This window comes from Streptomyces sp. NPDC004788 (assembly GCF_053601115.1).
This window is the reverse complement of sequence record NZ_JBSGBF010000055.1, coordinates 1-18,525: the sequence shown is the minus strand read 5'-3', so window position 1 is coordinate 18,525 and position 18,525 is coordinate 1. Positions and strand designations below refer to the sequence as shown.

At 75.2% G+C, this 18,525-nt stretch carries 18 protein-coding genes; 9 read left to right on the top strand and 9 right to left on the bottom strand.

The window, feature by feature from the left end; all coding sequences use genetic code 11:
* Positions 1 to 92: 92 nt before the first annotated feature.
* Positions 93 to 551, bottom strand: coding sequence for an RrF2 family transcriptional regulator (locus tag ACWEJX_RS23140; protein WP_451609318.1), 459 nt, complete (start codon positions 549 to 551; stop codon positions 93 to 95).
* A 347-nt stretch (positions 552 to 898) separates the two neighbouring features.
* Here ACWEJX_RS23140 and ACWEJX_RS23135 point away from each other — a divergent pair, with 347 nt between their 5' ends.
* On the top strand, positions 899 to 1,750 hold the full coding sequence (locus ACWEJX_RS23135; RefSeq protein WP_451609317.1) for a glutathione S-transferase C-terminal domain-containing protein: 852 nt from the start codon (positions 899 to 901) through the stop codon (positions 1,748 to 1,750).
* A 137-nt stretch (positions 1,751 to 1,887) separates the two neighbouring features.
* Here ACWEJX_RS23135 and ACWEJX_RS23130 read toward each other — a convergent pair whose 3' ends face one another.
* Positions 1,888 to 2,925, bottom strand: a complete 1,038-nt coding sequence (locus ACWEJX_RS23130; protein ID WP_451609316.1) for an NAD-dependent epimerase/dehydratase family protein — start codon at positions 2,923 to 2,925, stop codon at positions 1,888 to 1,890.
* 275 nt (positions 2,926 to 3,200) lie between these two features.
* Between ACWEJX_RS23130 and ACWEJX_RS23125 the strand changes: the two genes are divergently transcribed.
* Complete coding sequence (locus tag ACWEJX_RS23125) at positions 3,201 to 3,455, top strand: DUF5133 domain-containing protein (RefSeq protein WP_451609315.1); 255 nt, start codon at positions 3,201 to 3,203, stop codon at positions 3,453 to 3,455.
* Positions 3,456 to 3,486: 31 nt separating this feature from the next.
* Entirely contained in the window at positions 3,487 to 3,834 is a 348-nt protein-coding gene (locus ACWEJX_RS23120; RefSeq protein ID WP_451609314.1) for a DUF3040 domain-containing protein, read from the top strand.
* A 26-nt stretch (positions 3,835 to 3,860) separates the two neighbouring features.
* Here ACWEJX_RS23120 and ACWEJX_RS23115 read toward each other — a convergent pair whose 3' ends face one another.
* Together ACWEJX_RS23115 and ACWEJX_RS23110 are read right to left on the bottom strand one after the other, a co-directional pair.
* The gene (locus tag ACWEJX_RS23115; RefSeq protein WP_451609313.1) at positions 3,861 to 4,511 is read right to left on the bottom strand and encodes a DUF6058 family natural product biosynthesis protein; all 651 of its coding nucleotides are present in this window, start codon (positions 4,509 to 4,511) and stop codon (positions 3,861 to 3,863) included.
* 112 nt (positions 4,512 to 4,623) lie between these two features.
* Positions 4,624 to 5,868 carry a D-alanyl-D-alanine carboxypeptidase family protein gene (locus ACWEJX_RS23110; protein WP_451609312.1) on the bottom strand — a complete coding sequence of 415 codons (1,245 nt, stop codon included), beginning with the start codon at positions 5,866 to 5,868 and terminating at the stop codon, positions 4,624 to 4,626.
* 463 nt (positions 5,869 to 6,331) lie between these two features.
* On the opposite strand from ACWEJX_RS23110, the gene ACWEJX_RS23105 reads away from it, so the two are divergent.
* Positions 6,332 to 8,299, top strand: a complete 1,968-nt coding sequence (locus ACWEJX_RS23105; RefSeq protein WP_451609343.1) for an NAD-binding protein — start codon at positions 6,332 to 6,334, stop codon at positions 8,297 to 8,299.
* Between the two features lie 349 nt (positions 8,300 to 8,648).
* On the opposite strand, the gene ACWEJX_RS23100 is transcribed toward ACWEJX_RS23105, so the two are convergent.
* On the bottom strand, positions 8,649 to 8,894 hold the full coding sequence (locus ACWEJX_RS23100; protein WP_451609311.1) for a hypothetical protein: 246 nt from the start codon (positions 8,892 to 8,894) through the stop codon (positions 8,649 to 8,651).
* A gap of 63 nt (positions 8,895 to 8,957) precedes the next feature.
* Positions 8,958 to 9,437: an NUDIX domain-containing protein gene (locus ACWEJX_RS23095; protein WP_451609310.1), complete on the bottom strand. Its 480-nt coding sequence runs from the start codon at positions 9,435 to 9,437 to the stop codon at positions 8,958 to 8,960.
* Between the two features lie 116 nt (positions 9,438 to 9,553).
* Here ACWEJX_RS23095 and ACWEJX_RS23090 point away from each other — a divergent pair, with 116 nt between their 5' ends.
* From ACWEJX_RS23090 to ACWEJX_RS23080, 3 genes are all read left to right on the top strand, one after another.
* Positions 9,554 to 9,922, top strand: coding sequence for an ArsR/SmtB family transcription factor (locus tag ACWEJX_RS23090; protein ID WP_451609309.1), 369 nt, complete (start codon positions 9,554 to 9,556; stop codon positions 9,920 to 9,922).
* Positions 9,919 to 10,341 (top strand): SRPBCC family protein, encoded by a 423-nt coding sequence (locus ACWEJX_RS23085; protein WP_451609308.1) that lies wholly within the window; start codon positions 9,919 to 9,921, stop codon positions 10,339 to 10,341. Before ACWEJX_RS23090 ends, ACWEJX_RS23085 begins: the two co-directional genes overlap by 4 nt.
* Positions 10,342 to 10,469: 128 nt before the next feature.
* A complete protein-coding gene (locus ACWEJX_RS23080) occupies positions 10,470 to 11,285 on the top strand; it encodes a DUF4232 domain-containing protein (protein ID WP_451609307.1) in 816 nt (271 codons plus the stop codon).
* A gap of 61 nt (positions 11,286 to 11,346) precedes the next feature.
* On the opposite strand, the gene ACWEJX_RS23075 is transcribed toward ACWEJX_RS23080, so the two are convergent.
* Genes ACWEJX_RS23075 through ACWEJX_RS23065 form a run of 3 tightly spaced genes read right to left on the bottom strand, consistent with a single transcriptional unit; the run spans position 11,347 to position 15,484 of the window.
* Positions 11,347 to 12,561 carry an FAD-dependent oxidoreductase gene (locus ACWEJX_RS23075; RefSeq protein ID WP_451609306.1) on the bottom strand — a complete coding sequence of 405 codons (1,215 nt, stop codon included), beginning with the start codon at positions 12,559 to 12,561 and terminating at the stop codon, positions 11,347 to 11,349.
* Positions 12,558 to 13,997, bottom strand: a complete 1,440-nt coding sequence (locus ACWEJX_RS23070; RefSeq protein WP_451609305.1) for an FAD-dependent oxidoreductase — start codon at positions 13,995 to 13,997, stop codon at positions 12,558 to 12,560. The genes ACWEJX_RS23075 and ACWEJX_RS23070 overlap by 4 nt, the downstream gene beginning before the upstream one ends.
* On the bottom strand, positions 13,994 to 15,484 hold the full coding sequence (locus ACWEJX_RS23065) for an FGGY family carbohydrate kinase (protein ID WP_451609304.1): 1,491 nt from the start codon (positions 15,482 to 15,484) through the stop codon (positions 13,994 to 13,996). The genes ACWEJX_RS23070 and ACWEJX_RS23065 overlap by 4 nt, the downstream gene beginning before the upstream one ends.
* A gap of 348 nt (positions 15,485 to 15,832) precedes the next feature.
* Here ACWEJX_RS23065 and ACWEJX_RS23060 point away from each other — a divergent pair, with 348 nt between their 5' ends.
* Entirely contained in the window at positions 15,833 to 16,828 is a 996-nt protein-coding gene (locus ACWEJX_RS23060) for a hypothetical protein (protein WP_451609303.1), read from the top strand.
* A gap of 58 nt (positions 16,829 to 16,886) precedes the next feature.
* The gene (locus ACWEJX_RS23055; protein ID WP_451609302.1) at positions 16,887 to 18,419 is read left to right on the top strand and encodes an amino acid permease; all 1,533 of its coding nucleotides are present in this window, start codon (positions 16,887 to 16,889) and stop codon (positions 18,417 to 18,419) included.
* Positions 18,420 to 18,525 lie beyond the last annotated feature (106 nt).

Below are 18,525 nucleotides of genomic sequence, written 5' to 3'. Positions count from 1 at the left end.
GGGGCGGACCGGGGGCGGACCGGGGGTGGATCGTGGCTCAGGGCCAGGTCAGGGCCGGGGCAGGGAGGGGTCAGGGCCGGGGCAGGGCCGGGTCAGGGGTTGGTCCAGGCGTCCGGGGCCTCCGCGAGCGCGACGACCTCCGGCGGCAGCTCGGCCGCGGCGATCTCGGCCAGCGAGACGCCTTCGAGCACCTGGCGGACGTTCGCCCGCAGCGCGACCCACAGGGTCAGCAGCGACTCGGCCGGACCGGTGTACGACAGCTCCGGCGGCCGCACCCCGCGCACCGACACCAGCGGCCCCTCCACGCACCGGATCACATCGGCGACCGAGATCTCCGCGGCCGGCTTGGCCAGCCAGTAGCCACCGTTGCCGCCGCGCTGGCTCTGCACCAGACCGCCCTTGCGCATGTCGCCGAGAATGCCCTCGAGGAACTTGTGCGAGATCCCCTGGTGCTCGGCGATGGCCTCGGCCTTCACCGGCCCCGTGTCCTGGGCCGCGGCGAGCTGGAGCGCGGCGCGCACCGCGTAGTCGGCCCTGGCTGAAATGCGCATACGCGCATTATGCCTAGCCGACCCGTTCCGCACCCTTGACGAGTGCCGCGACCGCTCCCACACTCGGAGACGGGAATCCGAGCGAACAGGTAGGAAATCATGAGCGCCAGGCCCGCACCGGACACGGCAACCGCCGTCCGGCCGCCGCGCCCCCTGGCCCTGACCTCCCGCCGTCACATCGACCTGCTGCGGGTCTGCGCCCAGGCCTAGAGAGCCCCCGCGTCCTCGCCCCGTCCCCCCGCCGCTGCCCGGCACCCCCTTCCCGTACCTCTGCTGCCTCCCGGTGCGCGCCGCCGCCCTGCGACGTCGCGCGCCCGCGACCCAGCACCGAGCACCCTGGGAGAACCATGTCCGTCGTCCCCGTCATCACCGGCACCCCCGACTTCCGGGGCCGCATCGGCCGCGACATGCGCAGCGGCCACTACCCCGTGCCGCACCGCTACCGGCTCCATCTCGCCGCCGCCGACCCCGACTGTCTGGGCGTCGCCGTCACCCACGCGCTGCTCGGCCTCGACGAGGTGCTCCCCCTCACGGTGCTGCCCGCGCGCCCCGACACCGCCGACGGCGGTTACGCCGTGCTGCGGCCCCTGTACGAGGCCAGCGCGCACCTCTACGCCGGCCCCGCGGCCGCGCCCGTGCTCAGCGACGGCTGGACCGGGCGGATCGTCTCCACCCACGTGCCCGACATCCTGCGCGACCTCGCCCTGCGCTTCCGCGGCGAAGGCCGCCCCGAGCTGCTGCCCGAGGACCGGCAGGACGAGATCAGGGCGGTGGCAGACCTGTGCGAGCACAGCGTGCAGGCCGCGGCCCAGCGCGCCGGCGAACTCGGCCTCGACGACACGGCGGCCCACCGCGACCCGCTCACCGTGCTGTTCGCGGCGCTCGGCTCACTCGAACGGCGCCTCGCCCGCCACCCGTACGTCCTCGGCGACACCCCGACCGCCGCCGACGTCACCGTCTGGGTCACGCTCGTGCAGCTCGACACCGTGCACCGCTGGCACCTCGACGCCGCCGCCATGGAACGGGTCGCCGGACACACCGCCCTGTGGGCGTACGCGGGACGGCTCGCCGCCCGGCCCGAGTTCGGACGGCACCTCGACGTGGAGGGACTGCTCGCCCGTCACCGGACGCACTGCCGGGGACGGGAGGCGGCGGGGGCCGCGATGCGGATCGTGGACTGGGGCGCCGCGCGGGGCTGAGCGGGTTCGTGGCAGGGCCGGATGCGGAGTCCGACTCCTGGCGCGCGTCGTGGCGCGGCTCCCGACGCGGGCCCCGACGGGAGTCCGACGAGGGACCCATGGACGGGCCGCCGCCGCCATGCGGCCGGCCCGGCCGGTCAGCCGAAGCGGCGGCCGGCCATGGGTTCGGTGGCGTCGCCGCCGCCCGTGCGGGCGCCGCGCAGAAAGGCCTCCAGGGCCTCGACCGAGGTCTTGGACGGCTCCCAGCCCAGCTCGTGCCGCGCCCGGTCGGTGGCGAGCAGCGGCAGCCGCAGCACCGCGTCGAAGAGATCGGGCGAGGCGGGCAGCAGACGCATCCGCCAGGCCGCCGAAAGGGCGCCGCGGACCGCCGAGTTCGGCACCTTCACCGGTCGCGCGCCGAGCATCCCGGCGAGCACCTCCACGTCGACGACCGGCTCGGCCGCCAGGTTGAACGGGCCCCGCACGTCCCGCAGCAGCGCCCGCCGATAGGCGTCGGCGGCGTCGTCGGTGTGCAGGGCCTGGAAGCTCAGGCCGGACAGCTCCGGCACGAGCGGAACGAACTCCGGGCGGAACAGCTGCCCGGGGAACCACCGTCCGGCGAAGATCCGCCGCTGCTCGCTCGCCGACTCCTCCTTGAACAGGAAGCAGGGCCGCATCCGCACCACCCGCGTCTGCGGATGATCGCGTTCGAAGGTGTCCAGGACCCGCTCCAGATAGGCCTTCTCCCGGGTGTACGCGGCGCCCGGCCAGCCGTGCGTCGGCCACCCCTCCGACACCGGCGCGCCTCCTTCGGGGCCGGGCGAGTAGGCGCCGACCGAGGAGGCGCACACCAGGACCGGGACGCGCGCGGCGGCGACCGCGTCGAAGACCCGTACCGAGCCGAGCACATTGGCCCGCCACGTCTCCACCGGATCGTGCGTCGGCTGGAAGCGCCACGCCAGATGGACCACCGCGTCCGCGTCCGCCACGTACTGGGCGAGCCGCGGCGCGTCGCCCTCCCGTGACAGGTCGACCTCCGCCCACTCGGTCCGTTCCAGCGCCAGTTGGGGCCGGCGGCGGGCCAGGCCGAGGACGGACGCGACCCGCGGCTCCCGCTCCAGGGCCCGCATCAGACTCGTCCCGACGTTCCCGGTGGCGCCGGTGACCACCACGCGCAGTCGCTCGCTCGGGTTCATGTCTCGACCTTCCGCCATCGCGGGCGCCCGCGCATGCGGGGGAACCCGCCGGAGCGGTGCCGGTGACACATCGTGACGCCATCGGTCGCGCGCGTGAGCGGCTGACCCCACGATGGACGGGCCGGGGGACCAGTGGGCCGTACGGCCGCATCAGCGCACGGCCGCACGGCCGCACGGCCGCACGGCCGCGTGACCGCGTCACCGCACGACCGCGTGGCCGCGTCAGCGCACGACCGCGTGGCCGTACGGCCGTCTCAGAAGGACCGGAGGACCGGATGCTGCTCCCGGACAGAACCACGATCGACCGCCTGCTGCGCACCTTCCGAGCCCAGGAGCGGCTGGTCCTGACCACGCCCTACGACCTGGCCGCCCGACGGCGCTTCGAGGACACCGCGTACACGCTGTGCGTCCTGATGGGAGAACGCAGCGCACGCCAGGCGGTGCGCGCCGCCGAGCGCTACGTGGCGCAGACCGCGCCCGGCCTCGGCGTGTGCGGTTCGACGAGCGTGAGCGGGGTAAGCGCCGACTAGCTCGATCGGCCACGGGTGGGAGGTGCCGGCGATGGACGGATCGGGTTCACGGCTCTCGCCGCGCGAGCGGCGGATCCTCGACGAGATCGAACAAGACCTGGCCACGGACGCCTCCTTCGCCCGGGCCCTCGGCACCCGCCGGCTGCGGATCCGGTTCCGCCGCGTTCGGCTCCTGGGCCCCGCCGCGGTCGTATTCGGTGCGGCGGCGGTCGCCCTCTTCGCGGCGGCCGTCGCCACCGGTATCCCGGTGCTCATGGGGGGCTTCGCCGTCGTCTGGGTGCTCACCCTGGTGTGCCTGCTGCGGCTGCTGCTCCGCTGGTCGCGCCGTCATCTGACGGGTGACGAGCGCCCCCGTCCCGAGGAGATGGACCCCACCTGATCGGCACACCACCATGGGCCGGTCCGTCACGGGCGGGGGAAGCGGTGCCGTACGGCATCGATACAGGTGTCCCGGGAGGTCGGCCCGCCGAAACGGAGCCGGTCGTAGGGCGCGAAGCCAGGTTCCAGCACGTCCAGCTCGTCGACCAGGGCATGCAGCGCGGCCGACCACAGCGGGGACTCCGGCCGCGGCGAACGGACGGCGTCCGTGATCGCGGCCGTCAGTTCGTCCTTGCGCATGATGGTGTCCGGCGCGACCCGGTGCAGACACACGTACTGCCCGCTCCGATACGCCTCCCACTCGGCGGTGCCCACCACCGGATCCGCCCAGTGCGCCGTGAACCAGTCGCGCAGCCGCTCCGGACCGCCCGCCGCGTCGGCGAGCGCGAACAGATCGTGCGGGACCATCTGCGCGCCGTCCGAGCGCAGATACCCGGGCAGCGGCAGCAGCCCTGCCAGCATCTGCCGCCGCGTCTGCGCCGCGTCCCTGCCGAGTGCGGCGCACAGCGTCTCCAGGGGCGTGAACTGCGCGCTCACGTACGCGTCGTCCTCGGCCGTCATCGGATGCCCGCCGTTCACCTCGCGAAACCGCCGTGCGACCCGCGCCGCGTACGCCCCCTCCGTCGCCCTGTCCGTCGTGCAGTCCGTCGTCCGGTCCGTCGTCCTGTCCGTGCTCATCGCCCGTTCCTCCCGGCAGGCCGCCCCGGGCGGCTCCCGGGCGGCGTCCGGACGACGGTAGGCGCCCCGCGGTTCGGCCACCGCCGAACGGTGCGGGCCCGGTCCCCGTCCGTCAGTTGCCGCGGGCGCCGAAGCGACGCCACAGCCACAACGAGAGCGCCGCGCCGAGCGCCGAACCCACCAGGGCGAGCGGCAGCCCCGAGGCACCGCCGGACGGGGCGGCGACCTTGGCGGCGCCGTGGCCGCCGGCCGCCGCCGCGGCCTGTACGTCGGCACCGGTCCCAGGGCCCGCCTTCGCCTGGCCCTTCGCCTGGGCCCGGGCCCGGGCCTGCACCGACTCCGGCGAGGGCACCGTTCCGGGAGCCTTGAGCAGGCCCTTCGCGGGCTTCAGGGAGCCCACCGGCTGCACCCGGCCCCACGCGTCGAAGCCCCAGTCGAGCAGCTCCCGCGCCTCCTCGTACACGGAGAACCCGCCGCCCTGCGGGTTCATCACCGACACCACCAGGGTCCGCCCGCCGCGCCGGGCGGCGGCGACCAGGGTGTTGCCCGCGTTGCTCGTGTAGCCGTTCTTCACGCCGATGAGCCCGGGGTAGCGCGCCACCCCGTCCGCGCCCGTGAGCAGCCGGTTGGTGTTGGCGATGCCGTACGACGATCCGCCGGCCGGGAAGTCCGCGTACGCGGTCGAGCAGTAGCGGGTGAACTGCGGGTCCTGGAGCCCCGCCCGCCCGAACACCGCCAGGTCGTACGCGGAGGACACCTGACCCGGCGCGTCGTAGCCGTCCGGCGAGACCACCCGGGTGTCGCGGGCGCCGAGCGAACGGGCCTTCTCCTGCATCTGCTTCGTCATCGACTTCCAGCCGCCGTTCATGGCGGCGAGCACGTGCACGGCGTCGTTGCCCGAGCTGAGGAAGACCCCGTTCCACAGGTCCGACACCTTGTAGGTGAAGCCCTCCTTCACGCCCACCATGCTGCTGCCCTCGCCGATGCCCTCCAGCTCCTCGTCGCGGACGGTGTGGCGCTCGTCCGGCGCGTGGTGCGGCAGCGCCGTCAGCGCGAACAGCGTCTTCAGCGTGCTGGCAGGCGGCAGCGGCCGGTGCGCGCTGCGCGCCGCGAGCACCTCGCCCGTGCCCGCGTCGGCCACCAGCCAGGACAGCGCGGAGACGGACGGCAGCTCGGGGGCGCCACGCAGCGGCTGCACCTGCGTGCCGGAGCGGTCGAGCCGGGCGGGATCGACGAAGGAGCGCGCGGGCGGGGTGGGCTCCGCGACGGCGGCGGCCGAGGCCGCCGGGACCGGCAGGGCGAGCAGCAACGCCGCGGCACCGGCGGCGGCATGGCGGAGAGCTGGCATGACGATCATTCAGCCACCGTAGGAACGCCGCCCGCGGCCCGCAGATCGGACTGCGCCGACCGGCGTAGGAGACCGCCGCCGACGGGTCGGGGCGCGGGTCCCGACCGGTCCCGACCGGGCCGCCGATGGGTCGGCGCCGGGCCCCGATCCGGTCGCCGGCGGGTCGGCAGCGCCGACGGACCTTTGGGTTGCCATCGGTCACCATCGGGCACCAGCGGATCGCCGCCGTGTCGGTGTCGGGTCGCCGGCGCGGGGCGGCGGGCGCCGAAGCGGAGCCAGACGCCGCCGGCGCACGGGGGAGGCCGAGTGAGCCCGCCCTCCGCGTCGCAACGCCGGCCCCCGCCCCCCTGGTAGGCAACCGACCCGGGCCGCCCAGGCCTTCCGGGCGACAGGGCATCCTGGTGACGTGTCCTCACTCCCGTATCAGAGCAGGCCCGTTGCCCCGACGGGTGCCCCGCCGCCGTCGGAGCACATGATCGTCTGCGGCGACGACGTCCTCGCCCACCGGCTCTCGGCCGAACTCAACGAGATGTACGGGGAGCGGGTCACCCTGCTCGTCCCGCCGCCCGGCGAGCGGTCCGGGCGGGCCGACCGGACCGGGCGCCCCGCCCCGCGCCCAGGCCGGGCCATGGCGCTCTTCGGGCGGGTGACGGCCGCCGTCACCCGCACCACCGGCACCGGGACGGGTGGCGGGGCCGGTGGCGGGACGGGCGGCGGGGCCGGTGGCGGGGCCGGGGCCGTCGAGGACCGGCCGGCGGTCCGGGTCGTCGAGACCGCCGAGGTCGACGACGCCGTGCTGCTCGACGCGGGCGTCGAGCGGGCCGCAGCGCTGGCCCTCGTCCACGAGGACGACGAGCGCAACATCCGTACCGCGCTCACCGCGCGCCGGCTCAACCCGCGCCTCCGGCTGGTCATCCGGCTCTACAACCGCCGCCTCGGCCAGCACCTGGCCACCCTCCTCGACCAGGCCGCGGCCGTCGTCGAACCGGGCCTCGACCCCGGCAAGCTGGACGCCGCCACGACCGTGCTCTCCGACGCGGACACCGCCGCGCCCGCGCTCGCGGCCACCGCCGTCGCCGGCAGCAAGAAGGTCATCCAGGCGGGCGGTCTGCTGCTGCACGCCGTGGACCGCACCCCGCCCGCGCCGGGCGAGGTCGCCGACCCGGGCCTGTGCCCGCTCGCCCTGCTCTCCGCGACCGCCGGCGACCCGGCCGGCTGCGAGGGCTCCGAGCGCAGCGGCGACCAGCGGCCGCGGCTGCTGCCCGGCGACGCCGAGGTGGCCGCCGCGACCGGGCGGGGCGTCGTCGCGCTCGAGACGGTCCGGTACGAGGGCCCGGCGCAGACCCCCGGCTGGCTCAGTGCCTCCGCGCTGCCCGTCGGCTCGCTGTTCTCGCGGCGGCTGCGCTGGTCGCTCGCCGGGGTCGCGGCCGCCGTCGTCGCCCTCGCGCTGGCGTCCACGCTCACCACCGGCGACCATCCGCTGCACGCGGCCTATCTGATCCTGCTCGACATCTTCGCCATCGGCGATCCGGCCGTCGGCGAGCCGACCAGCCGTCAGGTGCTGCAGATCCTCGCCGGATTCGTCGGACTGCTCCTGCTGCCCGTGGTGATCGCCGCGCTCCTGGAGGCCTTCGGCACCTTCCGCAGCGCGACCACGCTGCGCCGCCCGCCGCGCGGACTCTCCGGGCACGTCGTGCTCCTCGGCCTCGGCAAGGTCGGCACCCGCGTCCTCGCCCGGCTGCGCCGCATGGACATCCCCGTGGTCTGCGTCGAGGCCGACCCGGAGGCGCGCGGGCTCGCGCTCGCCCGGCGGCTGCGGGTGCCGACCGTCATCGGCGACGTCACGGAGGAGGGGGTCCTGGAGGCGGCCCGCATCCACCGCGCCGGCGCCCTGCTCGCCCTCACCAGCGTCGACATCACGAACCTGGAGGCCGCGCTGCACGCCCGCTCGCTCAGCCCCGAGCTGCGGGTCGCACTGCGCCTCTACGACGACGACTTCGCCACCGCCGTCTACCGCACCCTGCGCACCGCCTACCCGCACGCCGTCACCCGCAGCCGCAGCGTTTCGCACCTGGCGGCGCCCGCCTTCGCCGGGTCGATGATCGGCCGCCAGATCCTCGGCGCGCTCCCGGTCGAACGCAGGGTGCTTCTCTTCGCCGCCCTCGACGTCGCCGACCATCCCCTCCTGAACGGCCGCACGGTCGCGGAGGCGTTCCGCCCGGGTGCCTGGCGCGTCATCGCCCGCGGCGACGCCGGCGTCCCGCACGACCGCTCCGGCTACGTCCCGGCCTGGGAGCTCCCGGCCGGCACGGTCCTCGGCGCCGGCGACCGCGTCGTCCTCGCCACCACCCGCCGCGGTCTCGCCGAACTCCACGGCCGTCACCCGAGGCGGGCGGGGGAGGACGAGCCCACCGAGCCGATGGGGGAGACGGTCGGCTGAACGGCGGCCTGCCGGGCCGCGGCGCGCCAGGCCGCGGTCCGCAGGGCGGCCGCCCGGTCTCGACGCAGCCCGTGCGACGGACCACCTCAGGGCGACGGACCGCCTCAGGGCGACGGACCCCCTCAGGGCGACGGACCGCCTCAAGGCGACGGACCACCTCAGGGTGACGGACTGCCTCACGGCGACAGACCGACTCAGTGCGATGGACCGCCTCAGGACGGTGGCCGCCGCCCGGCATGGCCCGTGCGATGGACCGCCGCACGGCGGTGACCGCCGCCCTCGCGATGACCCGTGCGAGTTTCAGGGCGGTGGCCGGCGCCCTCGGCGACCCGAGCTCGCGGCGACCCCCTCACCCGGCCCTCCCTCGTTCTGGTGCGGGGGAGGCCCGCAGGGCGGCGACCAGGCCGAGCAGTCGTGCCTCGTTCCCGGAGAGCCCCGCTTCTCGCAGCGCCGCGTCGGCCTCCGCCATCGGATGGGTGAGCATCGCCGCCGCGTACGGCTCGAGGCGCGGGTCGGAGAGCACGGCCTGGGTGGATTCGAGCAGTCGCAGATAGGCCTGGGCGGCGGCGCGCTCGCGGCCGGTGGCGGTCGTCATGTCGGGCTCCCTGTCGGTTCGTTCGAGACTGACGCCCTCCACCCTCTCGTACGGGTCTGACAATCAGGCCCCGGCGGCGTCCAGGTGCGCCGCGAGCCGCGCCAGGAACTCCCGCTGACCCGCCACCAGAAGCGGTTCGGCCGCCGGGAGTCCGTACCAGCCGACCCGGTCGACCTCCGGGAACTCGCGCTGCACGCCCGAACCGCGCGGCCACTCCATCGTGAAGCTCCCCGGCACCACCGCCGCCGGGTCGAGATCCGCCTCCACGGCCCAGACGGTGACGAGCTTTCCGTTGCGCTGCCGCACCTCGCCGAGCGCGATCCACTCCCCGTCAGGCGCCGGAAGCCCCAGTTCCTCCTCGAACTCCCGGCGCGCCGCGGCCTCGGGCGGCTCGCCGGGCTCGTACTCGCCTTTGGGGACCGACCAGGCCGCCTCGGACCGCGAGGCCCAGAACGGGCCGCCCATGTGGGCGATCAGGACCTCCGTGCCGCCGTCCGCCGTGCGGCGGAAGAGGAGGAGACCGGCGCTGCGCTTCTCGGGCATGGGGCCCAGTGTGGCGGACCCCGGTCCCGCGCGCCCCCGTCACTCACCGGTCACAGGCCGGACCGACCCGTCGGAAATCTTTGACGCGTCGGAGAATCCCGACGTATCGTGGTGGCATGCCCACCGACGTGTTCGGCGTGCTGGCCAATCCGGTGCGCCGCAAACTGCTCGAAACGCTGCGGGACGGCCCGCGCTCCACCGGCGAACTGGCCGGGCTCTTCGCGCTCGGCCGACCCGCCGTCTCCGAGCACCTGGCCGTGCTCAAGTCCGCCGGTCTGGTGCGGGAGGAGCCCCGCGGCCGACACCGCTACTACCACCTGAAGCCGGACCCGCTCGCCGAGGTGAGCGAGTGGCTGCATCCCTTCGAGCACTACTGGAAGCAGCGCCTGGACGCCCTGGCGGACCTGCTCGACGAGCAGCGGGACCAGCACCGGGAGCAGCGCCGGGAGCACGGGCGCGACGAGAACGAGGAGAACGAGACATGAGCGACCAGCCCGGGAACGACACCATCCGCCTCACCCGGTTCCTGCCCCACCCGCCGGCCGCCGTCTGGGCCGCGCTCACCGACCCCGAGCTGCACGCCCGCTGGTGGGCCGCCGGGGACGTCAAGCCGGTCGTCGGCCACCGCTTCACCCTCGACATGGGCAACTTCGGCAGCCAGCCCTGCGAGGTGACCGAGGCCGTTCCCGAGCGCCTCCTCGCGTACCGCTTCGCCGAGGGCTCCCTCGACACCACGATCACCTGGCGCCTCGAACCGGAGGGCAGGGGCACCCGCCTCTTCCTCACCCACGCCGGCTTCGACCTCGACTCGCCGCTCGGGCGCAAGGCGTTCGAGGGAATGGGCCACGGCTGGCCGCACGTCCTCGACCGCCTCGGCGCCCTCCTGGAGGAGACGGTCTCGTAGGGCAACGACGGCTGGCCGGGGCGGTCCTGCGCGCTCGGCGCCGCCGGCCCGCGCGGAGCGCCCCGGACGGGGCCCGGGCGAGGTCAGGGCTCTGGTGCCGAGTGGCAGGGCGGGCGTACCGTGAAGACATGATCGAGGCACGTTCGAGCCACCCCGGCAGCGCCGGGACGGGCGAAGTGGAACCGCGCGGGCGCGGACGACGCGGGATGCCGCCATGGCCGGCTCGAAGCGGACGGGACGCTGCCGTCCCGAAGCCGCCACGGCCGAAGGCAGGGAGGGCCGTGCTCCCGGTCGTGGCCCTCGCCGCCGCGTCGCTGGCACTGACGGCTTGTTCGTCCTCCTCCACCCCGAGCGCCCCCGCCCCGAATCCGTCGGCCCCTCCGACCGCGTCGGCCCCTTCGAACCCGCCGGCTTCCTCCGCGCCGAACGCGCCGTCCGGTGGTACGAGCTCCCCGTCGGCCCCGCAGCCCCCGCCCTCCTCGTCCGGGAGCACCACCCGGACGACCCACCCGAGCGGCGGCGCTCCCCAGGAGTGCAGGAGCAGCCAGCTCTCGGCCGCCCTGACGACCCCCGAACCCGCCGCGGGTTCGATCTACGCGACCCTGGTGTTCACCAACACCTCGACCGTCACGTGCACGATGACCGGCTACCCGGGTGTGTCCTATGTGGCGCAGAACGGGGTGCAGTCCGGCAACGCCGCCGTGCGCGAGCCGGGGACGGTCACCACCGTCACCCTCAAGCCCGGCGGACGGGCGAGCGCCAAGCTGCGCGACGCGAACGGCGTCAGCGGTTACGACCCGGCGCAGTGCAAGCTCTCTCCCGCCGAGGGCCTGCGGATCTACCCGCCGGATCAGAAGGCCGCGCTCTTCGTCCCGTGGAAGACGGACCACTGCGCGGGCCCGACGGTGCACTCGCTGACCATCGGACCGGTCGCGGCGAGCTGACCTCCGGCCGGGCCGACCCGGCTGTCAGCCGCCAAAAGCCGCCAAAAGCCGCTGACAGCCCCTAAAGCCCTTGCAGGGACACGGTCACCGGACCGCCCTGCGGGTCCACGTCCTCCACCCAGCCGGCCGCGTGCCGCAGCGAGCGGTGCGGGTCCAGCAGGGCGGGCAGCCGTCGTTCCTGCACCACCCGTTCGTCCTGGGTGATGGTCAGTACCGGCCGGACCAGGCGGGTTGCGGGACGAAGCAGCAGGACAGGATCGGCCGGCGCCGGTGCCAGAGCCGGCGCCGTTGCCGTGAGCCGGCCCGGCGACAGCCAGCGCAGCTCGCCCGCCGCGACCAGCGGCACACCCGGCGCGGGCCACGGCGCGCCCGCCAGATGTTCCAGGACCGACGCCGCCGCGGCGCGGCCCTCCGCCGCTGCCGCCGTGGCCGGTTCGACGCCCCGGAGCAGGTTGCCGGCCGCGAAGACGCCCGGCACCGGCGTACGGAAGGCGGAGTCGACGGACGGGCCCCGGGTGGCCCGGTCCAGGGAGACGCCGCCCGACCGGGCCAGTTCGTGGTCCGGCAGCCAGTCGCCCGTGAACACCACCGTGTCGCAGCGCAGCAGCCCGGTACGGCCGTCGGCGCCGCGTACCCGGACGCCCGTCAGCCGCCCGCGGCCCACGAGTTCGGTCACCGTCGTCCCCCGCAGGACGGGTGTGCCCGGGACCCGCGGTCCCCGGGGCCTGTCCGCGACGACGGCCGCCACCGTGACCCCGGCCCGCTGCAGGGTGCGGACCGCGTGCCGGGCCACCGGGTCGGAGCCGACGACGACCGCGCGGCTCCCGACGCGCTCGCCGCGCAGCCCGAACAGCTCGACGGACTGCTGGAGTTCACCCGTGCTCAGCACCCCGGCGGGCCGGGAGCCCGGCACCAGGCGCGCGCTGCGCGGCCGCTCCCGCGCGCCCGTGGCGAGGAGCACCGCCCGGGCCGTGATCCGCTCCGGGCCGGTGGGCGCCGTGACCTCGAGCGTGAGGGGGCCCGCCCAGCCGGTCGCGCTCGCCCCGGTCCGTACGACGGCCCCGGCCCGAACCGCCGCCCGCACCGTCCGGCGGGCATAGACCGGGCCCGGCCACGCGCCGAAGCCGGGACGCGCGCAGTGCCGGGGAACCCCGCCGGGCGCCGCCTCCCGCTCCAGGACCTCCACCCGGCCCGCGCCCGCCGCCGCGAGCCGGGCCGCCGCGGCGAGCCCCGCCGGGCCCGCGCCCACGATCACCACGTCCACCGTTCGGTTCACCGCACGCCCTCCTCGAACAGCGCCCGTACCGCCGCCCCGCAGGAGAAGCCCTGGCACCGGCCCGCCCGGGCCCGGGTGCGGCGCCGCAGTCCGTCCAGGGACGCGGGCGGCACGGTGGAGGCCAGGGCGTCGCGGATCTCGCCGCGGGTCACCCGCTCGCAGTGGCAGACGATCGTGCCGTACGCGGGGTCGCGGGCGATCAGCCCGGCGTCCCGGTACGGCCGGGGGAACGCCTCGCCGAGGTTCGGCATCCGTACGTGCGCGAGCGGCCGTTCGGCGCCGAGTTCCAGGCCCGCGCCGGCGAGCAGCTCCACCGTGTGCCGGCCGAGGGCCATCGAGGCCGTCAGGCCGGTGGAGCGGATGCCGCCGACCGTCACGTACCGCAGCTCGGGGTGGGCGGCGATCCGGTAGTCCTCGGCGCCGGTGGCGGCGCGCAGGCCCGCGTAGACGGCGGTGACCTCCTCGTCGAGCAGCGCGGGCAGGATCCGGCCGCCCTGCGCGCGCAGCGAGGCGAGCCCCTCGGCGGTCGAGCCGGTCGCCGTCCTGTCGTCCAGGTCCTCCGCGGTCGGGCCGAGCAGCACGTTGCCGTACACGGTCGGCGCGATCAGCACGCCCTTGCCGAGCGCGCCCGGCACCGGCAGCAGGATGTGCCGGACCAGGCCGCGCGCGAACTTGTCGAAGACCACGAGCTGTCCGCGCCGCGGGGTGACCGTGAAGTCGTAGCGTCCCATCAGGGCGTCGAAGGCGTCCGCGTACAGCCCGCAGGCGTTGACCAGGAAACGGGTGCGCAGCACCCCGCGCCGGGTGACCAGCCGGTGCGGCGTCCCGGCTCCTCCCGGTCCTCCCGGTCCTCCCGGGTGGACCTTCTCCACCGGGCACTCCAGGTGCAGGTCGACGCCGGAGCGCACGGCCTGCGTGGCGTACGCGAGCGGGGTCGTCCACGGGCAGACGACCGCCTCGCCCGGCACGTCGAGCGCGCCGAGCCCACCCGGCCCCAAGTGTGGCTCGCGCGCGTACAGTTCGTCGGCGGTCAGCGGCCGGGTGCCGTGGTGCCCGTTGCGGACGGCCTTGTCGGCGAGGCGGGGCAGCGCGGCGAGCTGCTCCTCGTCCCAGGCGACGAGCAGCGCGCCGACGGGCTCGACGGGGATGCCGGTCTCCTCCGCGTACGCGGCGAGCAGCCCGGCGCCCTCGCGGACGAGGCGGGCCTCCAGGGAGCCGGGCACGGCGTCGAAACCGGTGTGCAGGATCGCGGTGTTGGCCTTCGAGCTGCCCTCGCCGATGTCCCCGCTCGCCTCCACGAGCGCGACCCGCAGCGAGTGGCGGGCCAGCTCACGGGCGATGGCGCAGCCCACCACGCCCGCGCCGACGACGGTGACGTCGTACGCGGCTGCGGGCGCCGAACTGTCCGGCAGCACCCCGCGCCGGGTGACGGTCATGCCGCGGGCCCTTCGGCGTGGTCGGCGTCTCCGTCGGCGTGGCCGGCGTCTCCTTCGGCGCCGGCGAGCAGCGCCGCCACGGCCGTGCGGAACCGGCCCAGGCGGTCCGCGGCCTCGTCGGCGGTGATCCGCGGCTCGTAGACCGCCGAGGGCTTCCACTCCGGGACGGCCTCGTGGACGGGGAGGCCGGGGGAGTGGCCGAGGCGGGCGACGGCCGCGACGCCGAGGGCGGTCGCGTCGGGAAGGGCGGAGACCTCGACGGGCCGCTGGAGGAGGTCGGCCTGGGTCTGCATGAGCAGGGCCGAGCGGGTGAGGCCGCCGTCGACGCGCAGGGTGGTGAGCGGGGTGCCGAGGTCGCCGCCCGCGGCCGTGGCCAGCTCCGTGACCTGGGCGGCGATGCCCTCGCAGAGGGCGCGGACCAGATGGCCGGGCCGGGTGTCCAGGCCGAGGCCGGTGAGCGAGCCGCGGACGTCGCCGCGCCACCAGGGGGCGGCGAGACCGGCGAGGGCCGGGACGAAGGTGACGCCGCCGGAGTCGGGGACGGCGCCGCCGACCGGGTCGAGGTCCCGGGCGCCGCCGATCACCCCGAGGTCGGTGAGCCAGCGGACGGCGGAGGCGGCCGTGTAGACCTGTCCGTCCAGGCAGTAGCTGGTGCGCCCGGCGAGCCGCCAGGCGACGCAGGCGACCAGGCCGGAGTCGCCGCGGCGCGGCGCGGGCCCGGTCTGGGCGAGCAGGAACGCCCCGGTGCCGTAAGTGCACTTGGCGGTGCCGGGCGCGGTCACGTCCTGGGCGAGCAGGGCGGCCTGCTGGTCGACGAGGAGCCCGGTGAGGGGGAGCGGCGGGCCGAAGGCGGTGGTGGTGCCGACGGGCGTGTCGCAGTCGACGACGCGCGGCAGCCGCTCCGCGCCGAGTCCGTAGACGTCGAGCGCGGTGTCGGACCAGGCGACAGTGTCCAGGTCGAGCAGTCCGGTGCGGCCGGCCGTGGCCGCGTCGGTGACGAAGGCGCCCGTGAGCCGGTGCACCAGCCATGCGTCGCTCGTCGTGACCACGCCGGCGCCGGTGAGGCTGCGGCGGATCCAGGCCATCTTCGGAGCGGCGAAGTACGGATCGAGGGGCAGGCCGGTGATCCGTGTCAACTCTGCTGCGTGAGCGGTGAGTTCATCGCAGATCGAGGCCGCCCGGCGGTCCTGCCAGACCAGCGCGTCGCCGAGCGGTTCGCCGGTCGCGGGGTCCCAGGCGAGCACCGTCTCGCCCTGGTTGGCCAGGCCCACGGCGACGGCGGGCTCCCCGGCCGCGGCGAGAGCCTCACGTCCGGCCGCGACCACGGAGTCGTACAGCTCACGGGGGTCGACCTCGACGAGCCCGCCGGGCAGGGCCCGGGGGTGCACCGGGGCGAAACCGGTGCCGAGGACACCGCGTTCGGGGCAGACGACGAGGGCTTTGGTGCCCGACGTGCCCTGGTCGACGGCGAGTACCGGGCCCGTCATGCGTGCGACTCCCTGTCGTCGATCTGTCATCGTCGTGCCCCCGGGGGACCGCCCGGGTTCCTTGATCGTGGAATCGGTCAGCCTGATGCAGCCGGGACGCTCCGTCAAGACTTCCGGTGCGAGGCCGTCAGGTTCGCCCGATTCGCTGACTTCAAGTCAAATTCGGTCGCTGGCTGATTAGTTACGGTCACGGAGAAAAGTGGATCGGTCACGTCCGGCAACCTCTATAGTGATCGCCGTTCAACGGCCGGGACGGACACGCCCTCCTTCCCAAGGGGACTGACCACCCCCTTCACCGACCCCGACCCCACGAGGAACCATGTCGCCCACCTTCCGCCGCGCCGCCTGATGGCGGCGCAAGGCTTCCGGCCCGTCTATCACCCGGCGGGTCACGACCACGCCCTGCGCGGCGCCGTCCAGGACCTGCGGACGGGCCGCTGGGTGGCCATGGCCCGATTACTCGACGAGACCTCCGGCTGGTCCGGCTGGACCCGCCGCACCCAGGTGCTCGCCGCCGTCGCGGCCGGCACCGACGTCGTCGAGACCTGGCGCGCCGAACAGCCCGACTCCGCCGCCGCCACCGTGATGCACTCCCGCGTCGTCGTCGAGCGGGCCGTACGCGCCCACCGCACCGCCCACCCCCGCACCCGCGAGCTGTGGCAGGAGGCGTGGACCGCCTGCCTGGCCGCCGCCGAACGCGCCCCCGCCGACCCGGTGCCCTGGGTCGGCCGCCTCGCCCTCTCCGTACTCGACGTACAGCAGCGCATGGAGGAACACCGCCTCGCCCCGCCCGCCCCGATGCTGCCGCCCGGCCCCTGGGGGCTGCTCGCCGAGGCCGAGAAGCGCGACCCGTACAACCGCGAGGCGCACCACCGGATGCTGCAGTTCGTGTACGCGCGCCGCTCCGGACCGCTCTCCGAGGCCGTCAACTACGCCCAGTGGGCCGCGTCGATGGCCCCCGTGGGCTCCGCCCTGCACGCCCTGCCGCTCTACGTCCGGGTCGAGCGCTACCGCCGCGAACGCGGCCACGAACGCGCCCTGGACCTGCACTGGGTGACCGAGGACGCGGTCCGGGACACCCGCCGGGCCATGGACACCTGGTTCCTCTTCTGCGCCACCGAGGAAGCCAGCCTGCTCGACCTCAACCACCTGGCGCACGCGCTCTACGGCGCGCTGCGGTTCCCCGACGCGGCCCGCGTGTTCGAGTCGCTCGGCCCGTTCTGGACCCCGCAGCCCTGGTCGTACCGCACCGACCGGCCCGACGAGCGCGGGCCCGCCGAGGAGGTCTTCCTGCGCGCCCGGGCCCGTTGCCTGGGCGCCTCCGAAGGCCGCACCGGCCCCTGACGCCCCCCACCCCCGTTCTCCCCCGTCCCCCGACCCCCCTCTTCTCCCGGAGGAACGCATGTCCCGCCCCGCTCCCACCGACGCGATACGCAAGCCGCCACCGGCCCACCGGGACGAGGAGGCCCGGCTCAGAGAGCTCGGCTACCAGCCCGTCCTGGCCCGCCGGATGGGCGGCTTCGGCAACTTCGCCATCAGCTTCTCGGTCATCTCCGTGCTCTCCGGCTGCATGACCCTCTACGGCTTCGGCCTGGGCACCGGCGGCCCCGCCGTGATGCTGTGGGGCTGGGCGGGCGTCGGCCTGTTCGTGCTCTGCGTCGGCCTCGCGCTCGCCGAGGTCACCAGTGCCTACCCGACCTCCGGCGCGCTCTACTACATGGCCGACCGGCTCGGCGGCCGCCGCTGGGGCTGGTACACCGGCTGGCTGAATCTGCTCGGTCTGCTCGGCGCCATCGCGGGCATCGACTACGGCGCCGCGCTCTTCACCGGTGCCTTCCTCAACCTCCAGTGGGGCATCGTCCCCACCCCCGAGTCCACCTTCGTCACCTTCCTGGTGATCCTCCTCGTGCACGCCGTGCTCAACCTCTACGGCGTCCGGCTGGTCAGCGTCCTCAACTCGATCAGCGTGTGGTGGCACCTCGGCGGCGTCGCCCTGATCGTCGGCGCGCTCGCGCTCGTCCCCGACCACCACCAGTCCGCGACCTTCGTCTTCACGAAGTTCGTCGACGACACCGGCTGGGCCAACCCGCTCTACGTGGCCGCGATCGGCCTGCTCCTCGCCCAGTACACCTTCTCCGGCTACGACGCCTCCGCCCACCTCTCGGAGGAGACCGCCAACGCCTCCGTGGCCGCCGCGAAGGGCATCGTCCGCTCCATCTGGGCCTCCTGGATCGCCGGCTTCGCGCTGCTCGCCGGACTCACCTTCGCCATCAAGGACTACGCGGCCACCCAGAACACCCCGACCGGCGTGCCGCCCGCCCAGATCTTCCTCGACGCGCTCGGCGAGGGCGGTGCCAAGGCCCTGCTGCTCGTGGTGATCGTCGCCCAGCTCTTCTGCGGCAACGCCGAGGTCGCCGCCGCCAGCCGCATGGTCTTCGCGTTCAGCCGCGACAACGCCCTGCCGGGCTCCGCGATCTGGCGCCGCGTCAGCAGCAGGACCCACACGCCGGTGCCGGCCGTCTGGCTCTCGGTGGTCGTCGCGGCGCTGCTCGCCGTGCCCTCGCTCTACTCGGCCACGGCGTACGGTGCCGTCACCGCGATCAACGTCATCGGCATCACCCCGGCCTACGCCATCCCGATCCTGCTGCGGCTGCGCGCCGGCAAGGACTTCGTCCCCGGGCCGTGGAACCTGGGCCGCTGGAGCCGCCCGATCGGCTGGATCGCGGTGATCTGGGTCGCCTTCGTCAGCGTCCTGTTCTGCCTGCCCCAGCGCTCGCCGGTCACCGTCGACACCATGAACTACGCGGTGATCGCCCTGGCGGTGGTCCTCGTCCTGGCCAGCGTCTGGTGGTACGTCGCCCGCCGCTCGTACGGCACGCCGCAGTCGTACGGCACGGCGCGCGAGGAGGCGGAGATCGCCGAGGGGATCGTCTGACGGCCTTACGGGCGCGGGGCGGGCGCGGGGCGGGCGCGGGGCCGGATGCCCGTCCGGGCACGGGGCGGGGCGCTGGGCCCTCTGCCGGGGGCAGGGCGCTGGGCCC